22 protein-coding genes are annotated in these 22,589 nt (G+C 41.4%); 11 read left to right on the top strand and 11 right to left on the bottom strand.

What is annotated here, in order from left to right; translation table 11 throughout:
- The first annotated feature begins 102 nt into the window (after positions 1 to 102).
- Positions 103 to 2,217, top strand: coding sequence for a glycine-rich domain-containing protein (locus tag MMU07_RS02620; protein ID WP_241124281.1), 2,115 nt, complete (start codon positions 103 to 105; stop codon positions 2,215 to 2,217).
- A gap of 185 nt (positions 2,218 to 2,402) precedes the next feature.
- Here MMU07_RS02620 and MMU07_RS02615 read toward each other — a convergent pair whose 3' ends face one another.
- From MMU07_RS02615 to MMU07_RS02605, 3 genes are all read right to left on the bottom strand, one after another.
- On the bottom strand, positions 2,403 to 2,825 hold the full coding sequence (locus MMU07_RS02615) for a nuclear transport factor 2 family protein (RefSeq protein ID WP_241124280.1): 423 nt from the start codon (positions 2,823 to 2,825) through the stop codon (positions 2,403 to 2,405).
- 146 nt (positions 2,826 to 2,971) lie between these two features.
- The gene (gene serS / locus MMU07_RS02610) at positions 2,972 to 4,249 is read right to left on the bottom strand and encodes a serine--tRNA ligase (protein WP_241124279.1); all 1,278 of its coding nucleotides are present in this window, start codon (positions 4,247 to 4,249) and stop codon (positions 2,972 to 2,974) included.
- An 84-nt stretch (positions 4,250 to 4,333) separates the two neighbouring features.
- Positions 4,334 to 5,101 (bottom strand): hypothetical protein, encoded by a 768-nt coding sequence (locus MMU07_RS02605; protein WP_241124278.1) that lies wholly within the window; start codon positions 5,099 to 5,101, stop codon positions 4,334 to 4,336.
- Between the two features lie 75 nt (positions 5,102 to 5,176).
- Here MMU07_RS02605 and MMU07_RS02600 point away from each other — a divergent pair, with 75 nt between their 5' ends.
- Positions 5,177 to 6,157, top strand: a complete 981-nt coding sequence (locus MMU07_RS02600; RefSeq protein WP_241124277.1) for an isopenicillin N synthase family dioxygenase — start codon at positions 5,177 to 5,179, stop codon at positions 6,155 to 6,157.
- A 3-nt stretch (positions 6,158 to 6,160) separates the two neighbouring features.
- A complete protein-coding gene (gene chrA / locus MMU07_RS02595; protein ID WP_241124276.1) occupies positions 6,161 to 7,360 on the top strand; it encodes a chromate efflux transporter in 1,200 nt (399 codons plus the stop codon).
- 440 nt (positions 7,361 to 7,800) lie between these two features.
- Here the strand turns inward: chrA and hpf are convergent, their stop codons facing one another.
- From hpf to atpD, 5 genes are all read right to left on the bottom strand, one after another.
- Complete coding sequence (gene hpf / locus MMU07_RS02590; RefSeq protein ID WP_241124275.1) at positions 7,801 to 8,106, bottom strand: ribosome hibernation-promoting factor, HPF/YfiA family; 306 nt, start codon at positions 8,104 to 8,106, stop codon at positions 7,801 to 7,803.
- A gap of 29 nt (positions 8,107 to 8,135) precedes the next feature.
- Positions 8,136 to 9,020 carry a tyrosine-type recombinase/integrase gene (locus MMU07_RS02585; protein WP_241124274.1) on the bottom strand — a complete coding sequence of 295 codons (885 nt, stop codon included), beginning with the start codon at positions 9,018 to 9,020 and terminating at the stop codon, positions 8,136 to 8,138.
- A 221-nt stretch (positions 9,021 to 9,241) separates the two neighbouring features.
- Complete coding sequence (rpsU, locus tag MMU07_RS02580; protein ID WP_241124273.1) at positions 9,242 to 9,436, bottom strand: 30S ribosomal protein S21; 195 nt, start codon at positions 9,434 to 9,436, stop codon at positions 9,242 to 9,244.
- 164 nt (positions 9,437 to 9,600) lie between these two features.
- Positions 9,601 to 9,849 (bottom strand): FoF1 ATP synthase subunit delta/epsilon, encoded by a 249-nt coding sequence (locus MMU07_RS02575; protein WP_241124272.1) that lies wholly within the window; start codon positions 9,847 to 9,849, stop codon positions 9,601 to 9,603.
- Between the two features lie 42 nt (positions 9,850 to 9,891).
- Positions 9,892 to 11,394, bottom strand: coding sequence for a F0F1 ATP synthase subunit beta (gene atpD / locus MMU07_RS02570; RefSeq protein WP_241124271.1), 1,503 nt, complete (start codon positions 11,392 to 11,394; stop codon positions 9,892 to 9,894).
- 397 nt (positions 11,395 to 11,791) lie between these two features.
- On the opposite strand from atpD, the gene MMU07_RS02565 reads away from it, so the two are divergent.
- The 6 genes from MMU07_RS02565 to MMU07_RS02540 are packed head-to-tail and all read left to right on the top strand — an operon-like array spanning position 11,792 to position 18,971.
- A complete protein-coding gene (locus tag MMU07_RS02565) occupies positions 11,792 to 12,643 on the top strand; it encodes a heme/hemin ABC transporter substrate-binding protein (RefSeq protein ID WP_241124270.1) in 852 nt (283 codons plus the stop codon).
- A gap of 6 nt (positions 12,644 to 12,649) precedes the next feature.
- Entirely contained in the window at positions 12,650 to 13,708 is a 1,059-nt protein-coding gene (locus tag MMU07_RS02560; RefSeq protein WP_418884499.1) for a FecCD family ABC transporter permease, read from the top strand.
- A 1-nt stretch (position 13,709) separates the two neighbouring features.
- Entirely contained in the window at positions 13,710 to 14,510 is an 801-nt protein-coding gene (locus MMU07_RS02555) for a heme ABC transporter ATP-binding protein (protein WP_241124269.1), read from the top strand.
- Positions 14,511 to 14,513: 3 nt separating this feature from the next.
- Positions 14,514 to 15,560, top strand: a complete 1,047-nt coding sequence (locus MMU07_RS02550; RefSeq protein ID WP_241124268.1) for a hemin-degrading factor — start codon at positions 14,514 to 14,516, stop codon at positions 15,558 to 15,560.
- A 46-nt stretch (positions 15,561 to 15,606) separates the two neighbouring features.
- The gene (locus MMU07_RS02545) at positions 15,607 to 17,883 is read left to right on the top strand and encodes a TonB-dependent receptor (protein ID WP_241124267.1); all 2,277 of its coding nucleotides are present in this window, start codon (positions 15,607 to 15,609) and stop codon (positions 17,881 to 17,883) included.
- A gap of 23 nt (positions 17,884 to 17,906) precedes the next feature.
- Positions 17,907 to 18,971, top strand: coding sequence for an HmuY family protein (locus MMU07_RS02540; protein WP_241124266.1), 1,065 nt, complete (start codon positions 17,907 to 17,909; stop codon positions 18,969 to 18,971).
- 254 nt (positions 18,972 to 19,225) lie between these two features.
- On the opposite strand, the gene MMU07_RS02535 is transcribed toward MMU07_RS02540, so the two are convergent.
- Positions 19,226 to 19,720 carry a C40 family peptidase gene (locus tag MMU07_RS02535; RefSeq protein WP_241124265.1) on the bottom strand — a complete coding sequence of 165 codons (495 nt, stop codon included), beginning with the start codon at positions 19,718 to 19,720 and terminating at the stop codon, positions 19,226 to 19,228.
- 83 nt (positions 19,721 to 19,803) lie between these two features.
- Here MMU07_RS02535 and MMU07_RS02530 point away from each other — a divergent pair, with 83 nt between their 5' ends.
- Both MMU07_RS02530 and MMU07_RS02525 read left to right on the top strand, forming a co-directional pair.
- Positions 19,804 to 20,778: a tetratricopeptide repeat protein gene (locus MMU07_RS02530; protein WP_241124264.1), complete on the top strand. Its 975-nt coding sequence runs from the start codon at positions 19,804 to 19,806 to the stop codon at positions 20,776 to 20,778.
- Positions 20,771 to 21,013 carry a hypothetical protein gene (locus MMU07_RS02525; RefSeq protein ID WP_241124263.1) on the top strand — a complete coding sequence of 81 codons (243 nt, stop codon included), beginning with the start codon at positions 20,771 to 20,773 and terminating at the stop codon, positions 21,011 to 21,013. Before MMU07_RS02530 ends, MMU07_RS02525 begins: the two co-directional genes overlap by 8 nt.
- 13 nt (positions 21,014 to 21,026) lie before the next feature.
- Here MMU07_RS02525 and coaE read toward each other — a convergent pair whose 3' ends face one another.
- Positions 21,027 to 21,629: a dephospho-CoA kinase gene (gene coaE / locus MMU07_RS02520; protein ID WP_241124262.1), complete on the bottom strand. Its 603-nt coding sequence runs from the start codon at positions 21,627 to 21,629 to the stop codon at positions 21,027 to 21,029.
- Complete coding sequence (locus MMU07_RS02515; RefSeq protein WP_241124261.1) at positions 21,616 to 22,587, bottom strand: YbbR-like domain-containing protein; 972 nt, start codon at positions 22,585 to 22,587, stop codon at positions 21,616 to 21,618. The genes coaE and MMU07_RS02515 overlap by 14 nt, the downstream gene beginning before the upstream one ends.
- Between the last annotated feature and the right edge of the window lie 2 nt (positions 22,588 to 22,589).

Below are 22,589 nucleotides of genomic sequence, written 5' to 3'. Positions count from 1 at the left end.
TCTTTGGCTTCTTTTTTATTTAATTTAAAATACGTTAATTTGTATTTGAAATACAGGAAAATAAATCTGTATTTCTTTTTTCAAGTCTCAATCACCCATATAATGAATAAGTCTTACATATTTTCTTCTATTCTTGTACCGGTTTTTATTTTGGTTAATTCTTTCTTTTTTGTGGAAGAAGCTTCTGCGCAATGTCAGGAGGTTATCACTGCTAGTGGCGAATTCAGGGTTCCGGTTGGTGTTACTTCCATTACTGTAGAGGTTTGGGGTGCAGGAGGTATGGGTGGATCAACAGGTACCACTGGCAGGGGTGGGGGCGGAGGTGGAGGAGCCTATTCTAGGAGTATTATTTCTGTAACACCCGGACAAATGTTTGATTATAGTGTTGGGGAGGGATCTAGTACAAGCTCAACAAGTACTGACATTGTTTCCGGCGGGGATACTTGGTTTGGTTCTCCTGCTTTGCTAATGGCAAAAGGCGGTGCATCAGCAGTTATCAATACTACAACAGGTGCTGTCGGAGGTCAAGCTTCAGCGGGAGTTGGAGATGTTAAATATAGTGGAGGAGCAGGTGCGCAGGCTGGAAATACAGGTAATAATACAGGTGGTGGCGGTTCATCTGCAGGTTCAGGCTCAGATGGGAATCCAGGAACGAGTACAATAACAGGTGGTATAGCTCCTTTAGGTGGTGGTAATGGTGGTAACGGTGGTAATGGTGGCAATGCAGATGGAGAACCTGGTGTAAGTCCTGGTGGTGGTGGAGGCGGAGCCAGAAGATCAGGTTCTGGTAATCCTACCAGATTTGGCGGCTCTGGCGGTAACGGTCAAATAATAATTTCCTATTCTTGCCCATGCTATACTGTATTGGACAATGGAGCCTTATCGGGAGTGACTATCATTCGGTTTAACGATGATTGTACTTGGGAAGCTCCTGAAGGTCTTTTGGATTTTGAAGTATTGGTGATTGGTGGTGGTGGAGGTGGAGGTTTTCGCAATGGCGGCGGTGGCGGCGGCGGCGGTATTGTGCACGCTAGAGTCAACATCGAAGACAGAATAGTGACAGGATTGCCTGCCGGAACCAATTTTGAAGTTTTGATTGGGAATGGGGGACTTGGTGCAGTAAATGATAACAATTGGGGTGGAAATGGTGAAGACAGTGCTTTTGATCCAGGAGGATTGTATAGAATCATTGCTGGCGGAGGTGGTGGTGGTGGTTCGGATAATGATGGGCGTGGTTTAAATGGAAGACCTTCCGTTTTGAATTCTACGACAGTCGGGTTTAGATCTGAGCTATTAAGAGGTGGATCGGGAGGCGGAAGTAAAGATGGCAGTAATCGAGGAACGGGAAGTAATGGTGCAGGAAATGGTGGAATCACTGGTAGTGGAGGAGCAGGGGGTGGAGGAGCCGGAGGTAATGCTCAGGGAAGAAATGGTGGTGCAGGTTTACAATTCTCCAGTTTTGATTCATTTAACCGCTTCTTCAGTACTGGTGGAAGTGGAGGAAATGGAAATCAAACTGGCCTAAACGGAAACACACCAGGTGCAGGAGGCGGTGGAGGTGGGAATGTCAACAGAGGAGGAGGCAACGGTTCCAAGGGAATTGTATTTATTGGTTATGCCAATGCAAATATTTTACCTGTAGAATATGCTTCACTTGAAGTGGAATTCATAGCTGAAGAGAGGAAAGCGGAATTGACATGGACGACATCTATGGAAAGGGAGAATTCCCATTTTGAAGTCCAAAGGTCAACAGACGGATTGAAAACCTGGGAAGTCATAGGAAATGTCGATGGAATGGGTTGGTCTGATGCTCCTGTAGCTTATAAGTTTGAGGATGTGAGTCCTAGTATTTCAGGGGGAATCATTTATTACCGTCTGAATCAGGTTGATTTTGATGGAACCTCAAGCCTCAGCAAAGTGCTTTCGGTAAGGGTTTCGGGAGTTCAATTTACACAAGGCGTGTGGAGGGCATATCCTAATCCCACAAGTGGAGGGCAGTTGCGTGTCAACTTGCTTGACAGGTCACAATACAATCAGGAAGTAATCACTTTCAGAATAATTCATCCTACATCCATTTCAAAGGAGTTTACTGTAAACTCAGAAAATCAAATGAATGAAGTGATCGCTCAATTGGTGGGGAATATTCCTACTGGAGTTTTTGTGATAGAAGTGAAGTGGGGTCAAAAAATTGAACATATCAAAGTCCTCAAGAAATAATCAGAAACCTATTTGAAACAAAGCCTCTAAAAGTCATCCACTTTTAGAGGCTTTTTTGTTGGAGTAGCTTAAGCTGATGTTGAAATTTTTTAATTGACAATCATGTTCATCTAAAACCAGCGTCCTGAATAATATCCATTAATATCCAATATCAATCAATATCCAGTATCAATCAATATCCCAAATTACCTCTTCTCTTCATACCAAGTCTTATGGACGATTTTCCATTGGCCATCCTTTTTGACCAATGTCAGGAAATCGAAATAGTAGATCCCCGGCCATAAAAGTTCGGTTTTGGCCAAAGCAGTATTTCCCTTCACTTCAATCTCCAATAGCATGTTTTTATACTTTGAAGGATCCCTTTTTTCTCCCTTTGCCGTTCCCATTGCCCAATCCTCGAAAGTGGTAACCGTAAAATTCTCCCCACGGTAACCTATCAACCTTGCTTCAGGGATAAAGGCTTCTTCAAGTTTCCCCTTGTCCCTTTGGACCATTCCATCAAAATACAGTTGCACGGTGACTGCAATTGCCTCCTTTTCCAACTCTTCTGATTGGCAAAAAGCCTGAAGAGAAAACAGAAATAGGCATGTAGCAAAAAGATACTTCATCGGAATGGGATTTTGAGGGTAAAATCTTTTCCAAATTTTAAATCTTTTTCAAATTTTAAATCTTTTCCAAAGTTTAAAACTTTGGAAAAGGTGTTCTAGGTTTTGGAAAAGTTATTCTAGGTTTTGGAGGATTTAAATTAAAGATATCAGACTCCTATGGTATCAAATCCGAGATATGGCACCAAAACTTTTGGCATTTTGATGCCGGTTTCGGTTTGGTTATTTTCCAATATGGAGGCTACAATTCTCGGTAATGCCAAAGCACTGCCGTTGAGCGTATGGGCCAAAGTGGTTTTTTTATCCTCACCTTTAAAGCGGAGCTTAAGCCTGTTGGCCTGAAATGATTCAAAATTGCTCACAGAACTTACTTCCAGCCACCTTTCCTGCGCGGCGGAGAATACTTCCATGTCATAGGTAAGCGCAGAAGTGAATCCCATATCACCGCCGCAAAGTCTCAAAACCCGGTACGGCAACTCGAGCTTTTGTAACAATCCCTGTACATAAAGGCTCATTTCCTCCAAAGCTTGGTAAGAATGCTCAGGATGGGATAGGTGGACTATCTCCACTTTGTCAAACTGATGCAGTCTGTTCAATCCTCTTACATGTGCCCCCCAACTCCCGGCTTCTCTTCTGAAGCAAGGGGTATAGCCCACATTTTTGATGGGGAAATCCGATTCATTTAAAATTACATCTCTATATATGTTGGTAATCGGAACTTCTGCGGTGGGAATCAGGAAAAGCTTATCCGCTGTAGCCTCATACATTTGACCTTCTTTATCCGGTAATTGCCCTGTGCCGTAACCGGAATCTTCATTAACTAAAATAGGTGGCTGTATTTCCAAATAACCTGCTTTCAGGGCTTCATCCAAAAAGAAATTGATAAGCGCCCGCTGCAATCTTGCTCCTTTACCTTTATACACAGGAAATCCCGCACCGGCTATTTTGGTTCCAAGCTCAAAATCTATGATATCATATTTTTTGATCAGTTCCCAATGAGGTTGTTTGCTTTCGGGCAAAGCAGGAATTTCTCCCTGCGTCAGGATGATTTCATTGTCCTCGGCTGACTTTCCTTTTGGTACTGAAAAGTGTGGAATATTGGGAATGGTGTATAAAATCTGCTTGAGATCTTCCTCTGTTTGCGTGAATATGTCCTCTAGGGATTTTATTTTTTCTTTGATCTCGGAGGTAAAAGTTTTGATTTTTTCCGCTTCTTCTTTTTTTCCCTCCCTCATCAAAAGACCAATCTCTTTGGAGTAATTGTTGGATTCGGCCTGCAGGGCATCCCTTTGGGATTGGGTTTCTTTTCTTTTGTTGTCCAGGTCCAAAACCTGAACTAAAGTGTCTTGGGCATTTGGGAAATTACGCTTTTGTAATCCCGCCAAAGTATTCTCAAAGTTATCCCTGATTGTATTTACAAGTAGCATGGCGTATAATAATGTTCTGTTGCTTATACAAAGATAAGGATGTTCCCCAAATCCAATCGGGAAACCCTGACTATCTCCTGACTGTTATTGGACTATTATGGTCTTTTGGACACTTGAAAAAGGACCATCCAACTCTTTGCCGTCCTGATATGAAAGGTTCAATTGTACCAAATGTTCACCTTTTGGGAGATTTAAAATCCTGACAGGGTTGATTTCGGTAATTTCATAATGAAAATCACCTACCTTAATTTCCACTTTTAGATTGTCTAGAAGCATATCTCCACCAATGACCAAAAAATCTATGGTAACTTCTTCCCCTTCCAAATAAGTTTGTCCGTTGGCTGGTAAGTTGAGGGCGAGATAGGGTTCGGCCGAGTATGGAAATGGCCTTGTATTTCCCACCATAAAATCCCTATCGACATAATTGCCAAATTCTTTGAGTGCCAAACCCTGACTGTCTACCAGATAAGCCACTATCCTGTAGGTACCTTCGTTCAATTCCTGTTGAAAGATCGGAGAATTATGTCCTACAGGATCCCCGGAATTCAAGATTGTATTCAATTTAAATCCATCCAGATTTTCGCCGAATGGATAATTTTTGATATTAAATTCAAAGGGTATTCTACCGGAACTGAATTTCTGATTGCTGAGTGGGGCAAACATTTCTATGATCGCGTCCGGATACTCTTTTTCTTCTTCATAAAAATAGAAGCTGACCTCTTTTTTTTCCATTTCTAGACTGTCTGCACCTACCAATTCAAAGATTTTTTCTTCCCGCTTTTCTTTTAAGCCACAAGAATCAAAAACCAAAAGCAGTATTGGCAAACAAAAATAGAGGGTCGTTTTTTTCATAGTGATGAAGGTCTGAAAGCGAAATTATCTAAATTTGGGATATATTGCTGAATAATAAAAATCAAAGTTTCGCTGATGAAAGATATATTATTTAATGAAATCCCTTCTTTGGATCTTGCGGATTTCACTTCGGGCAACCCTGACCAAAAGCAGGCATTTGTCCAAAAGTTGGGAGAAGCTTACAACAACATCGGATTTGTGGCCATCAAAAACCATGGACTCAATAAAGAACTACAGGACAAGCTTTATGCTGTGATCAAGAAGTTTTTTTTATTGCCTGACGAGGTGAAGTCAAAATACGAGAAACCTGAAATCGGCTTTCAAAGAGGATATACCGGTAAAGGAAAAGAACATGCCAAGGGGAGGAATACCGGTGATTTAAAGGAATTTTACCATGTGGGTCAAGAGCTGGATGCTATCCCTGACAGCGACGAAACCAAAAAAGAATATCCCGGAAATATCTGGCCATCGGAAGTCCCCGAATTTAAAGAAATCGCCAATGAAGCGTATAGAACATTGGAAGCAGCGGGAAAAAACATGCTCAAAGCAATAGCCCTTTATCTGGAATTGGATGAAAATTACTTTGAAGATAAAGTGGCTTATGGAAATTCCATTTTGAGGCAAATCCATTATTTCCCTATCGAAAACCCGGACGCTGTCCCTGCAGATGCAGTCCGTGCTGCCGAACATGGAGATATCAACCTTATTACCCTCCTAATGGGGGCAAGCACAGATGGACTGCAGGTGTTGAGAAAAGACGGGAAATGGATTCCTATCACTGCACTACCTGACCAGTTGGTGGTCAATGTAGGTGATATGCTCGAAAGGTTGACCAATAAAAAACTGAAGTCTACCATACATAGGGTAGTAAACCCACCTCGAGAAATGATGCATACCAGCAGGTATTCTATTCCGTTCTTCATGCACCCAAGGTCTGAAATGGACCTGACTTGTCTCGACAGCTGTGTGGATTCCGAGCATCCCAAGCAATTTGAAGATGCGACTGCCGGAGAGTTTTTAGATGAAAGGCTCCGGGAATTGGGTTTAAAGAAATAAGCCGTGTCAGTCAGGAAGGTCAGGTATTATCTCTATCTCAAAGATGTTTTATTACTATCTCTGACTGCATTTGGAGGTCCACAGGTTTTTCTTGCCATGGTCTTGGATACGATGGTGACAAGGAGGGGATATATCAAAGAACAGGAACTTTGGGAGTTGAATGCACTCTGTCAGATCCTTCCAGGACCTACTTCGACACAGACGATTTCTGCCATCGGATACAGGGTAGGCGGGCCAAATCTCGCCTACCTTTCGCTTTTTGTATGGGTATTGCCTGCTACGCTATTGATGATTACTGCAGCTTTTTTAATTGATTTTCTGCAGGAAAATACCCCTGGAGCTTTGAGTTTCGCTAAATTTATTCAGCCTATGGCAATAGGTTTTATCATCTATGCCGCCCAAAAGACCATTTTCAAAATGGTCAAAACCACAGAAGCATCTGTCCTGATGATGTTCTCTACTTTTATTTCCTTTTTCTACAATTCTCCCTTTATTTTCCCTCTCTTACTTCTTGTTGGCGGTGTGACCACTTCCTTGAAGTACAGAAATGAACCCAAAGAAGAGGGTGACAAAAAGCTTGTAATTACTTGGGCAAATTTTTACCTATGGGGAGGGATTTTGATATTTGCAGCTATTTTGGGTGCTCTGACCAAAAATCAGGCAGTGCTTCTATTTGAAAATTTTTACCGAAACGGTAGTCTGATATTCGGGGGAGGACAGGTATTGGTACCTTACCTTTTCACTGAGTTTGTTGAGTTTAAGAAATTTCTTACATCACAGGAATTTTTGACAGGATATGCCATATCCCAGGGGATTCCCGGTCCGACCTTTAGCATCAGTGCTTATGTAGGAGCATTGTCAATGCGCGACCAGGGTGTATTGGGTTTATTGACAGGTGGATTTATAGCTTCGGCGGGCATCTTTCTTCCCGGAACTTTCCTGATATTCTTTGTCATCAAATTTTGGGATAAATTGAAAAAATTCCGTCCCGTCCGGGCAGCATTGGAAGGTATAAATGCAGTCAGTTGCGGGATGTTGATCGCTGCAGCTTACTTGCTTTTTGAGCCTTTGGAACCTGATTTTTTTAATATAGCAGCGATTTTGGGAACTTACCTGTTATTGAATTTTACAAAGCTTTCTTCACCTCTGATTATTGCTGTGGGGATTTTAGCAGGAGTTGGATTCAATTGGCTGTTTGCTTGACTTTTATTGGGGTCAAAAAAATGCAATTCGTGTAATTGTGGAGTTATCAACAATCAAAAGATATTATAAGAATCCCCAATGTTGCAGGTTGGGCTAGGCAGGACTTTTATCGGATGCGGGCTTGCCCACGGTCGACAGCATTTGGCTACTAAAATGGAACTTCAATCCGAGTTTTATTGTGGTTTGTGGGGATAAAGCTTACATAAAAAAATATTATATGATTATCCGCTTTTATGCCGGTAGCCAAATATCATTTTTCTCCACCTTTGCCTCGGTGAACGGATATCGCGAGATCTCAATATCAATAAATTCTGGTTGTCGATCCCGATCATTATCGTGGACAAGACCATTCTGTAAGTAACCCTATACCGGTAAGAAGGCGGATATACATAAAATATTATTTACAATGGAAATCCCCGCTTTCGGCGGGGATTTAATATTCATTGGTTTGCCAAGACTACTTTTTCCTTAAATTTTTTGAGTTGCCGGCGAAGTCCCTCAATGGCTTCATCTGTAGCGGCTTCAAATGAATCACTTTGATTTTTGGCAAAAAGTGTTTTGCCCGGTACATTCAATTTAATTTCAACAATTTTATTTTCATTTTTTTCATGCTTATCGAGTCTCATAAAAACTTCACCGTCGATTATTCGATCAAAATAGGTGTCAAGTTTATCGGCTTTTTTTTGAATGAAATCGATAAGTTTTTGATCAGCATCGAAATGGATGGAATGCATTTGAAGTTTCATAACGTAAATGGTTTAAAGTTAAACTTATATTAAGCTTTCGGATGTGCCTGTTCAAACACAGCCTTGAGTTTTTCCATGGAATTGTGTGTGTATACCTGCGTTGCGGCTAGGCTGGCATGCCCGAGAAGGTCTTTGACAGCATTGAGGTCAGCGCCTTTGTTGAGTAAATGAGTAGCAAATGTGTGTCTCAAGAGATGTGGGCTTCTTTTGGTAGTCTGAGCAAAAAGGTCTAAATGTTCTTTCACAATGCGGTAAATCTTCATCGGGTAAGCTTGTTCCTTGTTGTTTATAACGATAAAATAGTCACTATCTTGTAGATTTGAAAACGTTTCCTGAAATACTTTTCTGTACGAAACAATATTCTTTTTGAGTCCTGCTGTGATCGGGATTATTCTTTCTTTCTTCCGCTTTCCGAGAACTTTCACCGCTTCCCCTGCCAAATCGATATCCTTCCACTTGAGTTCCAATAATTCGGAGAGACGGACACCTGTCAGGTAGAGAAATTCCATGACGATCTTGTCCCGCTGTCCGTCAAAATCAGGCTCAAACTGCAATTCATCCAAGACTTTATCAATGGCATCTTCCTGGACAAATTCCGGCAGCCGCTTCGGCGTCTTCAATGCGCGGAGTTTGTAAGTCGGGTCTTTGGTGATTTCTCCCGAGCGCATCAGGAATTTGTAAAAAGAACGGAGGGTGGCTATTTTTCTATTAACTGATGTTGAACTCAGTCCCTGATCGACGAGATCGATGATCCAAGCACGGATTTCCGGGTGATCTGCGGTGCTAATGTCTTCTTTTTCGAAGGAGAGTAAACAAAATTCAGTGAATTGCTCCAAGTCCTTTCTGTAGGCCAAGACAGTATGTCGGCTTGCCCTTTTTTCGAATTCAAGGTAATTGATAAAAGAATCGGTCATTGAAGCGAGAAAGATGTTGCAATGAAGTTAGTATAAATTTCCTAAGAAAGGAATCTATTCTGCATCATAGTATCCGGATTTTTGAACAATATAGGATCCTTAGGATTAAAAAATTTTATGGAATCGAGTTTCCTGAATATTTAAACTTGCTGTATGGGTGGACAAAAAAAGCGCATCCACTTTCGTAGATGCGCTTTTTGATTTTATTTCAAAAGTCAAAATTACTTCATCTCTGCCTCTTGCATTTTTTGCTTGTATGCTGCTTTGATAACTTGTTCTCTGTTTTTTACAGATGGCTTTACAAAGTGCTGTCTCGCTCTGAGCTCTCTTACGGCACCTGTTTTATCAAATTTCTTTTTGAAACGCTTTAGCGCCTTCTCGATTGATTCGTTCTCTTTTACGTTGACAATGATCATATGTATACACCTCCTTTCAGGGTTGCAAAAGTAGGATAATAATTTGCCAATACCAAAATATTTCCATTCATCTTCTGACTTCCATTTCCAAATGATTTTTAGAATTGGCTAAAAAAAACAAAACCCGGCTTTTCAGTCGGGTTTTGATTCTATTTAGGTTAATATTAATCGATAACTTTCTCAGCAAGGAGGACAATTTTATTGTCTTTGACTTCCACTACACCCCCTTCGACGGTATGGCTTTTTCTCCCTGCCTTTGTTGTATATGAGACCGTTCCTTTTCCCAATGCGGAAACAATCGCCGCGTGGTTGTTCAATACCTGAAAGGATCCGTTAGCTCCTGGAAAAGTAGCCTCCGAAACTTCCCCTTCAAATACCTTTTGGTCCGGTGTAATGATCGTTAATTGTATCATGTTGTGTTAACACATTAAATGTATCCGAATATCGGGATGAAATTACATTACTTCGGCAAGCATCTTCTCACCTTTGGCAATCGCATCTTCGATTGAGCCTACTAAGTTGAAGGAAGCTTCCGGCAAATGATCCAATTCTCCATCGATGATCATGTTAAACCCTCTGATGGTATCTTTGATGTCAACAAGTACACCTTTCAAACCTGTAAATGCTTCTGCCACGAAGAAAGGCTGGGAAAGGAAACGTTGAACCCTTCTCGCTCTGTGTACAACCAATTTGTCCTCGTCAGAAAGTTCTTCCATACCCAAAATCGCAATGATATCCTGAAGTTCTTTGTATCTCTGAAGGATCTCTTTTACTCTTTGTGCGCAACCATAATGTTCATCACCCAATACCAAAGGATTCAAAATCCTGGAAGTAGAATCCAAAGGATCCACAGCAGGGTAAATACCCAACTCGGCGATTTTACGGGAAAGTACCGTAGTAGCATCCAAGTGGGCGAAAGTAGTCGCCGGAGCAGGGTCAGTCAAGTCATCGGCAGGTACGTAAACGGCCTGTACTGATGTGATTGAACCATTTTTTGTAGAAGTGATTCTCTCCTGCATCTGACCCATTTCTGTGGCCAATGTCGGTTGGTAACCTACCGCTGAAGGCATCCTTCCCAAAAGGGCAGATACTTCAGAACCAGCTTGTGTAAATCTGAAGATATTGTCAATGAAGAAAAGTATATCTCTTCCCGTTCCTTCGCCATCGCCATCTCTGTAATATTCTGCCAATGTCAAACCTGTCAAGGCAACCCTCGCACGGGCTCCGGGAGGCTCATTCATCTGACCAAAAACGAAAGTAGCTTTGGATTCTTCCAATTTTTTCATGTCTACTTTGGAAAGATCCCATCCCCCTTCAGTTTCCAATGAATGAAGGAAATCATCACCATAGGTTACGATGCCTGACTCGATCATTTCTCTCAAAAGGTCATTTCCTTCACGTGTTCTCTCTCCGACACCCGCAAATACTGAAAGACCAGAATATGCTTTTGCAATGTTGTTGATCAATTCTTGGATCAATACGGTTTTACCTACACCGGCACCACCGAAAAGACCGATTTTACCACCTTTTGCATAAGGGCAAACCAAATCCAATACTTTGATTCCTGTGTAAAGGATCTCAGTCGCAGTGGAAAGGTCTTCAAACCTTGGTGCAGAACGGTGAATTGACATTCTTTTGGTTGACTTCACTTCAGGAAGACCATCGATTGCCTGTCCTATCACATTGAACAATCTGCCTTTGATCGCTTCACCGGTAGGAACAGAAATAGGACCTTCCAAATCGGTAACTTCCTGACCTCTAACCATACCTTCAGTCGCGTCCATCGCAATGGTTCTGACTCTGTCTTCACCTAGGTGCTGCTGAACTTCCAATACGACTACCAAACCGTCTTCTTTGGTAATGGAAAGGGCGTTCAGAATCTTTGGTAATTTTCCTCCTGCGAAGGAGACGTCCACCACCGGGCCGATTACCTGAGTTATCTTACCAATATTTGCCATTTTTTATTTTGATGTAAAAAGGATTGATGCTTTAAAATTCGAATGCAAAATTAATTATAAAAGCTTAATACCAAAGGATGTTTGGAAATATAATCCACTTTGTTTTTGGACTATTCAGCTATGAAATACATTTTTTGTCTATTTGACTGAAAGGATCATTTTAGTTTTTAAAAGGAAATGCCCCGGCTATCCATTCAAGTTTAGGTCAGACAAAATATAATTTGTTTCAATTGAATTCCTGACCAATGAATACCCTAATAGACAAAGTCTATTAAAACCCAAATTCAGTAAATGAATGATAGTTTTCAGTTTTTCATAGAAAATATCAATTAAAATTAATTTGGATTAAGTCCAAATAGAATGATATTTGTCCTGTTATTTTAAATCAATCTAAATAATGATAAGAAAGGTAAGTCTATTCCTCCTTGGAATAATTGTCTTCGGTTGTACTTCTAAAAACCCCGAAGTTTCCACAGAAAAAGTCAAAATAATCACAGCAGGAGGTACCATTACAGAAGTGGTGAGCGAACTGGGATTCGCAGAAGATATCATCGCGACTGACATTACCTCTACCTATCCTGCCAAAATGAAGGATTTGCCTTCAATAGGTTACCGCAATCAGATCAAAGCGGAAGGAATCCTTGCTTTAGGTCCCGATTTGGTCTTGGCTGAGGAGGGTTATATGTCTGAGGATGTGGTCAAGCAATTGGAAGCCGCGGGACTTCAAATTAGGTTTTTTGAAAAACCAAAGGATATTGCCGGCACCTACAGAATTGTAACAGAAATAGCCGATTACCTGGAAGTTTCTGATAAAGGCAAAGCCATCAATGCTGCTATCGAGTCTGATATGAAAGAATTGGGGAATTATCTACAAGACCAACCCGCAAAACCCAATATGGCTTTTGTAATGGCAAGAGGTCAGGAGATGATTTTTGTTGCCGGGGAGGAAACTTTTGCCGAATCCATGCTCAATATGGCAGGAATAGAACATGTAGGTAAAGGGTTCAAAGATTTTATCCCCTTGACTCCGGAGGCTTTGGTCTCCATGAATCCGGATTACCTGCTATTTTTTGATTCAGGGATCCAATCGATAGGTGGAATGGATGGAGTCAAAAATATCAGGGGAATAGAAAATACCACCGCTTTCAGAGAGAATCAGATCATTTCATTGGATGGACAATACCTTTCGGGATTCGGCCCTAGGGTAGGCAAAGCTGCTTTGGAACTTGCAAAAGCTGTTAGAAATTAACTTGTTTTGATACAAACACTGACATACCGTAAAAACAAAACCCAAAACTTGGTTCTAGGGTCGATGGGACTCGCCTTGGCGATGATGTCGCTCTTATCCTTGTCTTTGGGAGCATTCCAAATTCCCTTATACAATGTATTGGGTATTTTGTTGGATTCCATTGGTTTGGAATTGACGGAATTCTCCCAACAGCAATCCAATGTCCTTCTCCATATCCGCCTTCCAAGAATTTTGATGGCGATTTTGGTAGGTGGAGGACTGGGCATTACCGGAGCAGCCTTGCAGGGATTGTTTAGAAATCCACTTGTAGAACCAGGTCTCATCGGTGTAAGTAGTGGGGGGGCTTTGTTTGCGGTAATATTCATTGTATTTGGCAGTACACTTCCTTTTCTAAGTTACTTTGGTGGGATTGGGTTGCCTCTTTTTGCTTTCCTTGGAGGTCTGATCAATACCCTATTGGTTTACAAAATGGGGAGTTGGGCCGGTAAGACAGATATTTCTTTATTGATTCTCGCAGGAGTTGCCTTAAATGCACTGTCGGGAGCACTGATAGGGCTTGTTATCTTTTATGCTGACGATGCCGCCTTGAGGAATTTTACTTTTTGGAGTTTGGGAGATGTCGGTGGGGCCAATTGGAGCAAAGTCGGAGTTTCCTTTTTGCTTATTTCAGGCCCGGTTTTATTGGTTATGTCTCAATTCAAAAACCTCAATGCCCTTTCTATCGGCGAAAATGAGGCATTTCACATGGGAGTGGATGTCCAGAAAGTTAAATACATCCTACTCTTTTCGAGTGCCCTGATTGTGGGAACTGCTGTTTCCTTCACAGGGACCATTGGATTTGTAGGGCTCATTGTTCCCCATCTCATTAGAATGATGTTTGGCGCAGACCATAGGCTGGTACTTCCCGGTTCTTTCCTGTTTGGGGCTACGTTATTGACTTTCGCGGATTTATTGGGGCGTACTATTGTCATGCCTTCAGAGATGCCTATCGGAATCATCACTGCCATCATCGGTGCTCCATTTTTTATTTGGCTCATTATTAATGTTAAAAAAATCAGATCCTGATATGCTACAAGCAAACGATATCCATTTCTGCATCCGGAACATGCCCATAGTTGACAAGGCTAATGTTTCGCTCGCTCCGGGCGAACTAACGGTAATCCTTGGCCCCAATGGAGCAGGGAAGTCCACTTTGTTTAAAGTTTTGGCGGGAGAAATTCCCTGTAAATATGGAAAAGTGGACTATAATGGATCTCCTATCAATGGATTTTCTGCCAAAAATCTTGCGCTAGTTAGGGCTGTTATGCCACAGCATAGTTCATTGTCTTTTCCTTTCAAAGCTATGGAGGTGGTTGAGTTGGGCTTGTTGTCAGGTGGAGATTCATATAGGCAGGACCTTTTGGAAGAAGTCATGAGCGAAACCCAAACATGGCACCTCAAAGACCAACTGTATGGGAACCTTTCAGGCGGGGAAAAACAAAGGGTGCAACTTGCAAGGGTACTGACCCAGATTTGGGACAAAAAACCATACCCTAGGTACCTACTTTTGGATGAGCCTACCTCAAGTATGGATATCGCTTTGCAGCATCACGTACTCAGGATAATACACAAAATCAAAAAAAGAAATATCGGCGTACTTGCGATTTTGCATGATCTCAACCTTGCCGCCAACTATGCTGACAAGGTTATCCTTCTCAAAAAAGGTAGGATTCTTCACCAAGGCCCTGTCAAAGAAGTCATGTGTGCTTCCAATCTCGAAGAGGTGTTTGAGCATCCTATTCAAGTGTTCTCCGGATCGGAAGATTCTCCCATGATCATTCAAAGTATCCCTTTTATTCAAAATCATTTAGAAATCAAACTTGCATAAACTATGGAATCCACGATGCAATTTTCCTCAGTAGCTCCCTTGAAAGAAGCATGGGAAGACCTTAAAAAACAACAGCCTCAATTACGGGCAAGAGATGCCGCTCACAAGTTGGGTGTTTCTGAAGCGGAGTTGATCGCTTCCACTATTGGTTCAGATGCTATACGGCTCAATCAAAACTTTGCAGAGCTCATCCTTGCCTGTAAAGGTCTCGGTAAAGTCATGGCATTGACCCGAAACGAAGGATGTGTCTTGGAGCATAAAGGTAACTTTCAGAAAATAGACTTAATGGGACAGGCTCCCAATCAGGTAGCCACTGTAATCGGTCCTATTGAGCAGCGGATATTTTTCAGCGCATGGAAATTTGGATTTGCTGTTACCAACCATACTCCAAGGGGAGAGATGAGATCCTTCCAGTTTTTTGACAAAGCTGGCGACGCTGTCTTGAAAATTTTCCTACAAGAAAAAAGCAATCAAGATGCCTATGACCAAATCCTGATTGATTTCACGAGCGAAGAGCAAAGTATGGAATTGGAAATAGAGGCCTTTCCCAAACCTGAATTTGCCAAGGAAATTGACCTGGAATCTTTTACCCATGATTGGGAAAATATGAAGGATACCCATGATTTTTTTGGCATGCTGAGAAAGTACAATGTTCATCGACTTGATGCCGTAAAGTGGATCAATGACAAATGGGCCTACGAAGTGGATAGGCTTTCTGCGAGGAAAATAGTAGAGACTGCTTCAGCAGAAAAAATGCCGATCATGATTTTTGCCGGAAACAAAGGCAATATACAGATCCATCAGGGGAAGGTGAGAACTATCCGTCAGATGGGTAATTGGCTCAATGTCATGGATCCTGATTTTAATATGCATCTGAATGAAGACATCATCGACTCCGCCTTTGTGGTGCACAAAAACACCTCGGATGGCTTGGTTTCCGCTTTGGAGCTTTTTGACAAAGAAGGTGAAATGATTGCTCAGTTTTTTGGATTGAGAAAACCTGGAATCCCACAATTGGATACTTGGAAGCAGCTTATTGATCGCTTATAACACCCCTTCGGCGGGGTGAAATCCCCGCCGAAAAAATTTTCTTATAATGAATAGAATTGATCTAAATAAAATTAAGAACTGGATTTTCCTATTGGCTTTTCTCTTTTCTGCCAATCCTGTATTCGCAAGTGAAGAGGTCAAAGGCCTTGTGGTAGATCAAAAGGGTAGGCCTGTTCCTTTTGCATCAGTGATCTTCTCTGATGGGAAAGGTACTGTGGCTGATGCCGAAGGTGCATTTACATTTGAGTCTCAACCTCAAAATCAGAATATCAAAATCTCAGCCTTGGGATTTGAAACGGTAGACTATAGTATCAATCAGAAAGATGGTGTTATCAGGATCGAGATGAAAGAGGCTGTATCTGAACTCAGCGAGGTGGTGGTGACGGGTAATTTTGGGATGGAAACAGTTAAAAATTCTGTCTATCAAGTCAGGTCTATCGATAAACTTACTATTCAAAACCGAGCTGCCAACAACATTCAGGAAGTCCTCAATACAGAACTCGGAATCCGCTTTTCCCAAGATAATGCCTTAGGTACGAGCAATCTTGAAATGATGGGAATGTCAGGACAGAATGTGAAAATCCTCCTTGACGGCGTACCCATAGTGGGAAGGCAGGGGGTTTCCAATGAAGTCAATATCAATCAGATTGACATCAATACCATAGAGAAAATCGAAATCATTGAAGGCCCTATGTCGGTAGTTTATGGTGCGGATGCTTTAGCAGGAGTGATCAATATCATTACTAAAAACCCAAAACAACGATCAGGTTATTCTATTCAGACACGCCTTCAGGAAGAAACTGTGGGACAATCTTACAGTCCTATGGCCGGTGCCGGCAATCATATCAGAAATGTATCCGGTACTTACACATTTGAAAAACCATGGAAAATCGGGGGAGGATTTACTCAAAACAGATTCGGGGGTTGGAAAGGCAATCACTCTGGAAGACAATTTGAATGGCTTCCTAGAGATCAGGATATGGGAAATTTCTTTGTGGGAACGAGCGTCAAGGGTTTTGACATAGATTATGCTTTGGACATATTAAGTGAAACCATTAGCTCTTTTGGACCGGAAAACAGGCTGGAAGTTATTGACAGAAATTTTATTACCACCCGTTGGATGCATCGCCTTAATGGTAAATGGGATTGGACACCGACCTTCAAGCTTTCTTGGCAGGGGGCTTATACAGATTATCGAAGAGAGACGGAGACATGGGTAACCAATGTTCGGACGAATGAAACAAATCTCTCTGCAGCACCCGGGTCTCAGGCAGGTATTGCCTATCAGGGATTCACCTGGAGAATGATCGGGCAATGGCTGTTGTCCCCCAAACTTAGCCTCCAACCAGGTATAGACATCAATACCGAAAGAGGCTCAGGCGAAAGAATCAGTGAAAATGAAGGTATTCAGGATTATGCGGCATTCCTGACAGGGGAGTGGTCTCCTTCTGACAGAATCAAAATTCGTCCGGGAATCCGAAAAGCCTATAATTCTGCCTATCAGGCACCTCCTGTGATACCGTCTCTGAATACCAAATTTGTCCTGTCACCAGTTCTGGATTTGAGGTTGTCCTATGCAAGAGGATTCAGGGCACCTTCTATCAGGGAACTGTATTTTGATTTCTTTGATGCAAGCCACTCCATCATGGGCAATCCCAATCTCAGGGCTGAAACTTCCCATAGCTTTAACGGATCACTGAATTTTCAACAAGAAGAAAATCAAGGAGGTTTTTTCAAAAAAACTGTCTTGAGTGGGTTTTATAACGATGTCTCTGACAAGATTTCTTTTGGAATAGATCCTGCGGATCCGAGGATCACCACCTTGTTTAATCTTGATTCTTACCGTACAGCAGGACTGATGCTCAATCAGTCATTTATTCACCACAACTTCAGCGGTGAAATAGGGATTTCCAGAATCGGTAGGTACAATATGCTTTCTGCAGAACAGACAACGATTCCTGAAATGCTTTTCACCACAGAAATCAACACCACGCTTACTTACCTCATTTCCGTAATAGAAACCCATGTCAATCTATTTTACAAGTGGACAGGGGCATTGCCGGGATTTGAAATGGCCACAGATGGCAATGGTAACCAAGTGCCAAGAGAAATCAGGTTAGAGGGTTTCCACTGGATGGACCTGACTTTCAGAAAACAGCTTGGCGATAACCTTTCCATAAATTTTGGCGCAAGAAACCTCCTCGATGTCACTACTATCCTCAGTACTTCCGCAGGCGGAAGTGCACATGGAGGAGGGCCTCAGAGGCCTATGGGATATGGACGCTCTTACTTCCTAGGATTGACTTACCAATTATCAAAATAAACAATCACAAAATCACAATTAATATGAACAGATTAAAATTACCTATGCTCGGATTCACGGCTTTGGTGCTGGCAGTGGGAATGATTTCCTGCGGACCAAAAGAAGACCCTATAGTAGAACTTCCTCCTGCCGAAGAAGGATTTATAGAAATCAACGGAGGTGGAGCCACCTTTCCAAATATGGTCTTTGTCAACCTTCGGAAAGAGGAACAGCTCGCAGTGGGAAGAAAAAAATGGGACTTGGCATTCCATACAGGATCGGATTTCAAGGTTTTGATCAATGGTACCACGGGAGCCTTGGCTTATGAAACGACAAGTTCAGATATCAATACCGTCGGTGAAGCCCTAGCAGCGCCTCTCAGAACTTCCGGAGAGCTTGAACTCACCTTTACAAACCTCAGAAGCATCCTTTATGCGGATAATGCTCAGAATCCACTCTCCAATCCTGTAATCAAACCTGTAAGTGCTACGGATGGTGAAAATAAAGTCTATATTCTTAACAGGGGTAGCAGCGGAACAGAAGCAAGACCTTGGAAAAAAATCAGGCTTCTCCGTAAAGACGGAAAATATGTCTTGCAGCATGCTGATATCACTGCCACTACTTTCACTTCTGTAGAAATCACTAAGAATCCAAATCTCAACTTGGTTTACTTTTCTTTTGAGGAAGGAGTCGTATCGGTAGAACCCGAAAAACAAAATTGGGATTTTGTATGGACAGCGGGGACATCGGTAATACCTTTTGGTCAAGCAGTAAATGGAACATTGGCTTATTTCTTCCAGGACCTTGTCTACCACAATATTTATGGTGGTGTCAGTGTGGTTCAGGTTTTGGAATCGGATATCGCTTACGATAATTTTACAGAACAAAATATTGCCTCATTGACCCTAAATTCGGATAACAGACTTACTATTGGATCCAGTTGGCGTGGAGGTGGAGGCCCCAATTCTGCTCCGTCTATACGAATTGACAGGTATTATATTCTGAAAGATGTCAACGGGAATCATTATAAGGTTAGATTTTTGTCATTGACCAAGGATGGTGAAAGAGGCAGACCATCATTTGAATATGCATTGGTGAAAGCCGGATAAATTAAATAGTTATTTTATTTATATAGCCACCACAGGTTCCAGGAATGGGGCCTGTGTTTTTTGTTTATAGACAAGACGAGAAGCGAGAGACATAAGATTGAAATAAAGTGGAAATACGGTTGAAATAAATTGAAATAAAAAGGGAGACCTAGACACTGTTTGGTTATGATATGATATCGCGAAGCAGACAACTACAACAACAATTACAACCACTACAACAATTACAACTCAACAACCACTTACCAAATAACCAACTAGAAAATCCTCCTCCCAAACAAAAACGCTTTGGACCAATAAGCTTGATTTAGATTATCCTCTGTGACCCCTAGGGAAGTGGAGGAATGGATAAAAATGATATTTCCCTTTGACGTGTCCGTGACTATTCCGGCATGGGTTACCTGCTTTTTTTTCTTCCCCGTCGCAAAAAAAATAAGGTCCCCCTTTTCAAGGCTATTACCAGGTACTTTTTTCCCTTCTTTGCTTTGTGCTTCTGAAGTCCGTGGCATATTTATTCCCACACTGTAGAAAGAATGGTAGACCAAAGCTGAGCAATCCATCCCGGACCTAGTAGTACCACCATAGCGGTAAGGAGTGCCACGGTAGCTTCTCGCCGTTTCGACGACTTTGTTCACATTCTGTTTCCTGAGATTTTTACTGGACGAGCAAGCTCCAAGAAGTACCAGGCAAAAAAGTAACGGTAATATTTGATGTGAAAAGAAGCTTAATTTTTCTCTTGAATTTCTACTCATTTGTAACCGAAATATTTTAAATTCAATAATACATTCCAATTTTAGTCTTTCAAAGATTTATAGGTCTTAAAAATTTTATTCTGATGTTAAAAAAAATTCTTTTTTTCGGAATAGTTCCGCTGTTGTTTATTGGTTGCAGGGACAATATTGAAAGCCAAACGAAGATCCCGGACAATCAAATTGTCCTGGAATCGAAAGTTTTTCAAGGGATTGGCCTTCTTGGAGATTCCTTGTATACTGACATTGATACCTCTTCTCAAATCGGTCAAATCAAGAAATTGACAGAGGCTGAAAAATTGTATGGGGAAGATCCAAGTCTTGAAAATCTGATTTGGATAGGCAGGCGAGAAGCATATCTTGGAAGGTATGACCTAGCCATCCGGACTTTCAGCAAGGCCGCCAAACAGTTTCCTGAAAATTTTGAACCACTGCGGCATAGAGGGCATAGGTTTATTTCAATTCGGGAATTTGATCCTGCGATTCTTGATTTTTTGAAAGCAGCGGAACTGATGGAAAACCTTCCCCTACAGATCGAACTGGACGGGATGCCCAACAAGCAGAATATTCCGCTTTCCAATGGACAATTTAACGTATGGTACCATTTGGGATTGGCTTACTACTTAAAAAGAGATTGGGAAAAAGCTCTGGAGGCTTACCAAAAGTGCCTTGAAGTGTCCGACAATGATGACCTGATCGTGGCCACATTGGATTGGTACTATATGACTTTGGTCAAATTGGGAAAAACCAAAGAGGCCCAAAGCCTAATCAAAGCCGTAAATACCAATATGACGATAGTGGAAAATGATGCCTACTTCAAAAGGATATTGATGTATAAGGGGCAGTTAAAACCTGAAGACCTGATGGATGTGGACGCCGCATCGGAAGATCAAAAGCTGCAATATGTCACCCAGGGATATGGATTGGGCAATTATTACTTGTCAAAAGGTGATACAGTAAAAGCAAAATCCATTTTTGAAAATGTCATCGCGTCGGGATATTGGTCCGCTTTTGGCTATATTGCCTCTGAAATGGAATTGGCTGCACTGAAAAATGAGTAAAGAAGATTTCAACATATTACCGCTTCACAAAAAGATCCACATGCTTTATACAGAAGGGACATTTGTGGTAGGAATTCGATATTATACACATAAAGTAAACCTCTATCTTCTTGAAGATGAATACATAGAGGTTTTTTATAACCATAAGTTGGATAAGATTGACAAAATTGATTTTTTGGACCACCAGCATACCCGCATGAAATTCTATCTCGATCAGATTCAGTTGTCTGTCTGAATCGGTTTAAAAATCAAAGATTCAAAAGTTTTCTGTGGATTTCCAGAATCTGGGGTATCAGCATTTTGTTGTCGGTATTTTTGATAACGAAATCTGCCAATTTGTTCTTTTCTTCATCAGGGAGCTGCTTGTCAATAATGTCGTTTACCTGTTTTTCATTCCGATGTGGATCGCGCATCAATACCCTGGAAATGCGGATTCGGATAGGAGAAGATACAGTGATGACCTTGTCAAGGTCTTTGTAAGACCCGGTTTCAAAAAGTAAAGCCGCCTCCTTGAGTACATAGGGAGTATTTTGGGCATTTGCCCATTTTTCAAAATCAACTTTGACAGCAGGATGTACAAGTCCATTGATGGTTTTTACTTTTTTTTCATCCGAAAAAACCTGTGATGCCAAAAATGCCCTGTCGAGTACTCCTGTCTCGGAATAACTTTCCTGTCCAAAGTTATCTTTTATCTCTTTTTTTAAATCCTCATTATTGGCCATGAGCCACTTGGCCCTGTCATCTGCATAATAAACGGGGATTCCCAAAATTGAAAAAATCTTGGCAGCAGTAGATTTTCCTGAGCCGATTCCTCCTGTGATTCCTACCAACAAAGGCTTATGGTACGTCATACTTAAGTTTCAAAACCTCGGGTTCAAATTTGATTTTTTCTAAAAATGCCGGTTTTGGTCTTACCTCGACGAAGATAGTACTGTCTTCCCGGTCACGGGTGCTATAATTTAAAACTGCTTCGAATTCATATTTGCTTAGCTCTCCGACTTTCCTTTCATCAATGAAATATGACATGATGATATTAGCAGGTTCTTGTGCAAGACTGACATTTTTTGGAAAGTTGAGCATTTGGATTTTCAGCCTTTTGTTTCCTTCGAGCATTTGGTACACCTCAAATTTGACTTGAACACTTTCTTCTTCCAATGTGAGGTAATCAGTATAAGCCGATGGCAAAACAAGTGGGATAAGTTTGTTGAAATCTTTGTTGATTTTATCTTCCTCCAATTTCACTTTTAAGATCCCATCCAATTCCTGAAGGACAGAAGTTGGTCCCTTTATATCTACAAAGGGCGGATCAATACCAATGGCACTTCCAAGTCTGAAATTCTGTGCTAGGGTGGTAGCAGTAGTGTCAATTTCAATTTTGACTTTCCTTGTCACTACTTTATCAATGTTGAATTTGACCGTATCTGTGACCATCGACACCAAAACCGAGGGTGTAAGGTTTTCGGCAAGAGTTCTCCTAAGTTCGGATGTCAGGATATAATTTTTTGTGGAGGGGTTATTGATTTCGATCAAAAATGGACTTTCATTGATTTTGAAATACTTTCTCAATAAATCCCAACCGTTACCGTTGATCTCAATTTTGATTCTTTCAGGAAGTTTTTCAACTGGCATAAACTCCGTATCATCGAAAACAATTTCGATGGGATAATCCACGACAGTATTGTAATTGTCTTTGTTGAGTGCATTTAAAACCCAAAAAGTGGCGGCTGCTAAAAAACACAGCGCCGCCACTTTCATGTTTGCAATCTTTTGTGGATTAAGATTCGTGAGGAGTTTCGTAAGCTTGGCCAAGT

The sequence above is a fragment of the Cognataquiflexum nitidum genome (assembly GCF_022538055.1).
GTDB classification, from domain to species: domain Bacteria; phylum Bacteroidota; class Bacteroidia; order Cytophagales; family Cyclobacteriaceae; genus Cognataquiflexum; species Cognataquiflexum nitidum.
The sequence above is the reverse complement of the archived record's forward strand: the minus strand, read 5'-3'. Positions and strand labels throughout refer to the sequence as shown.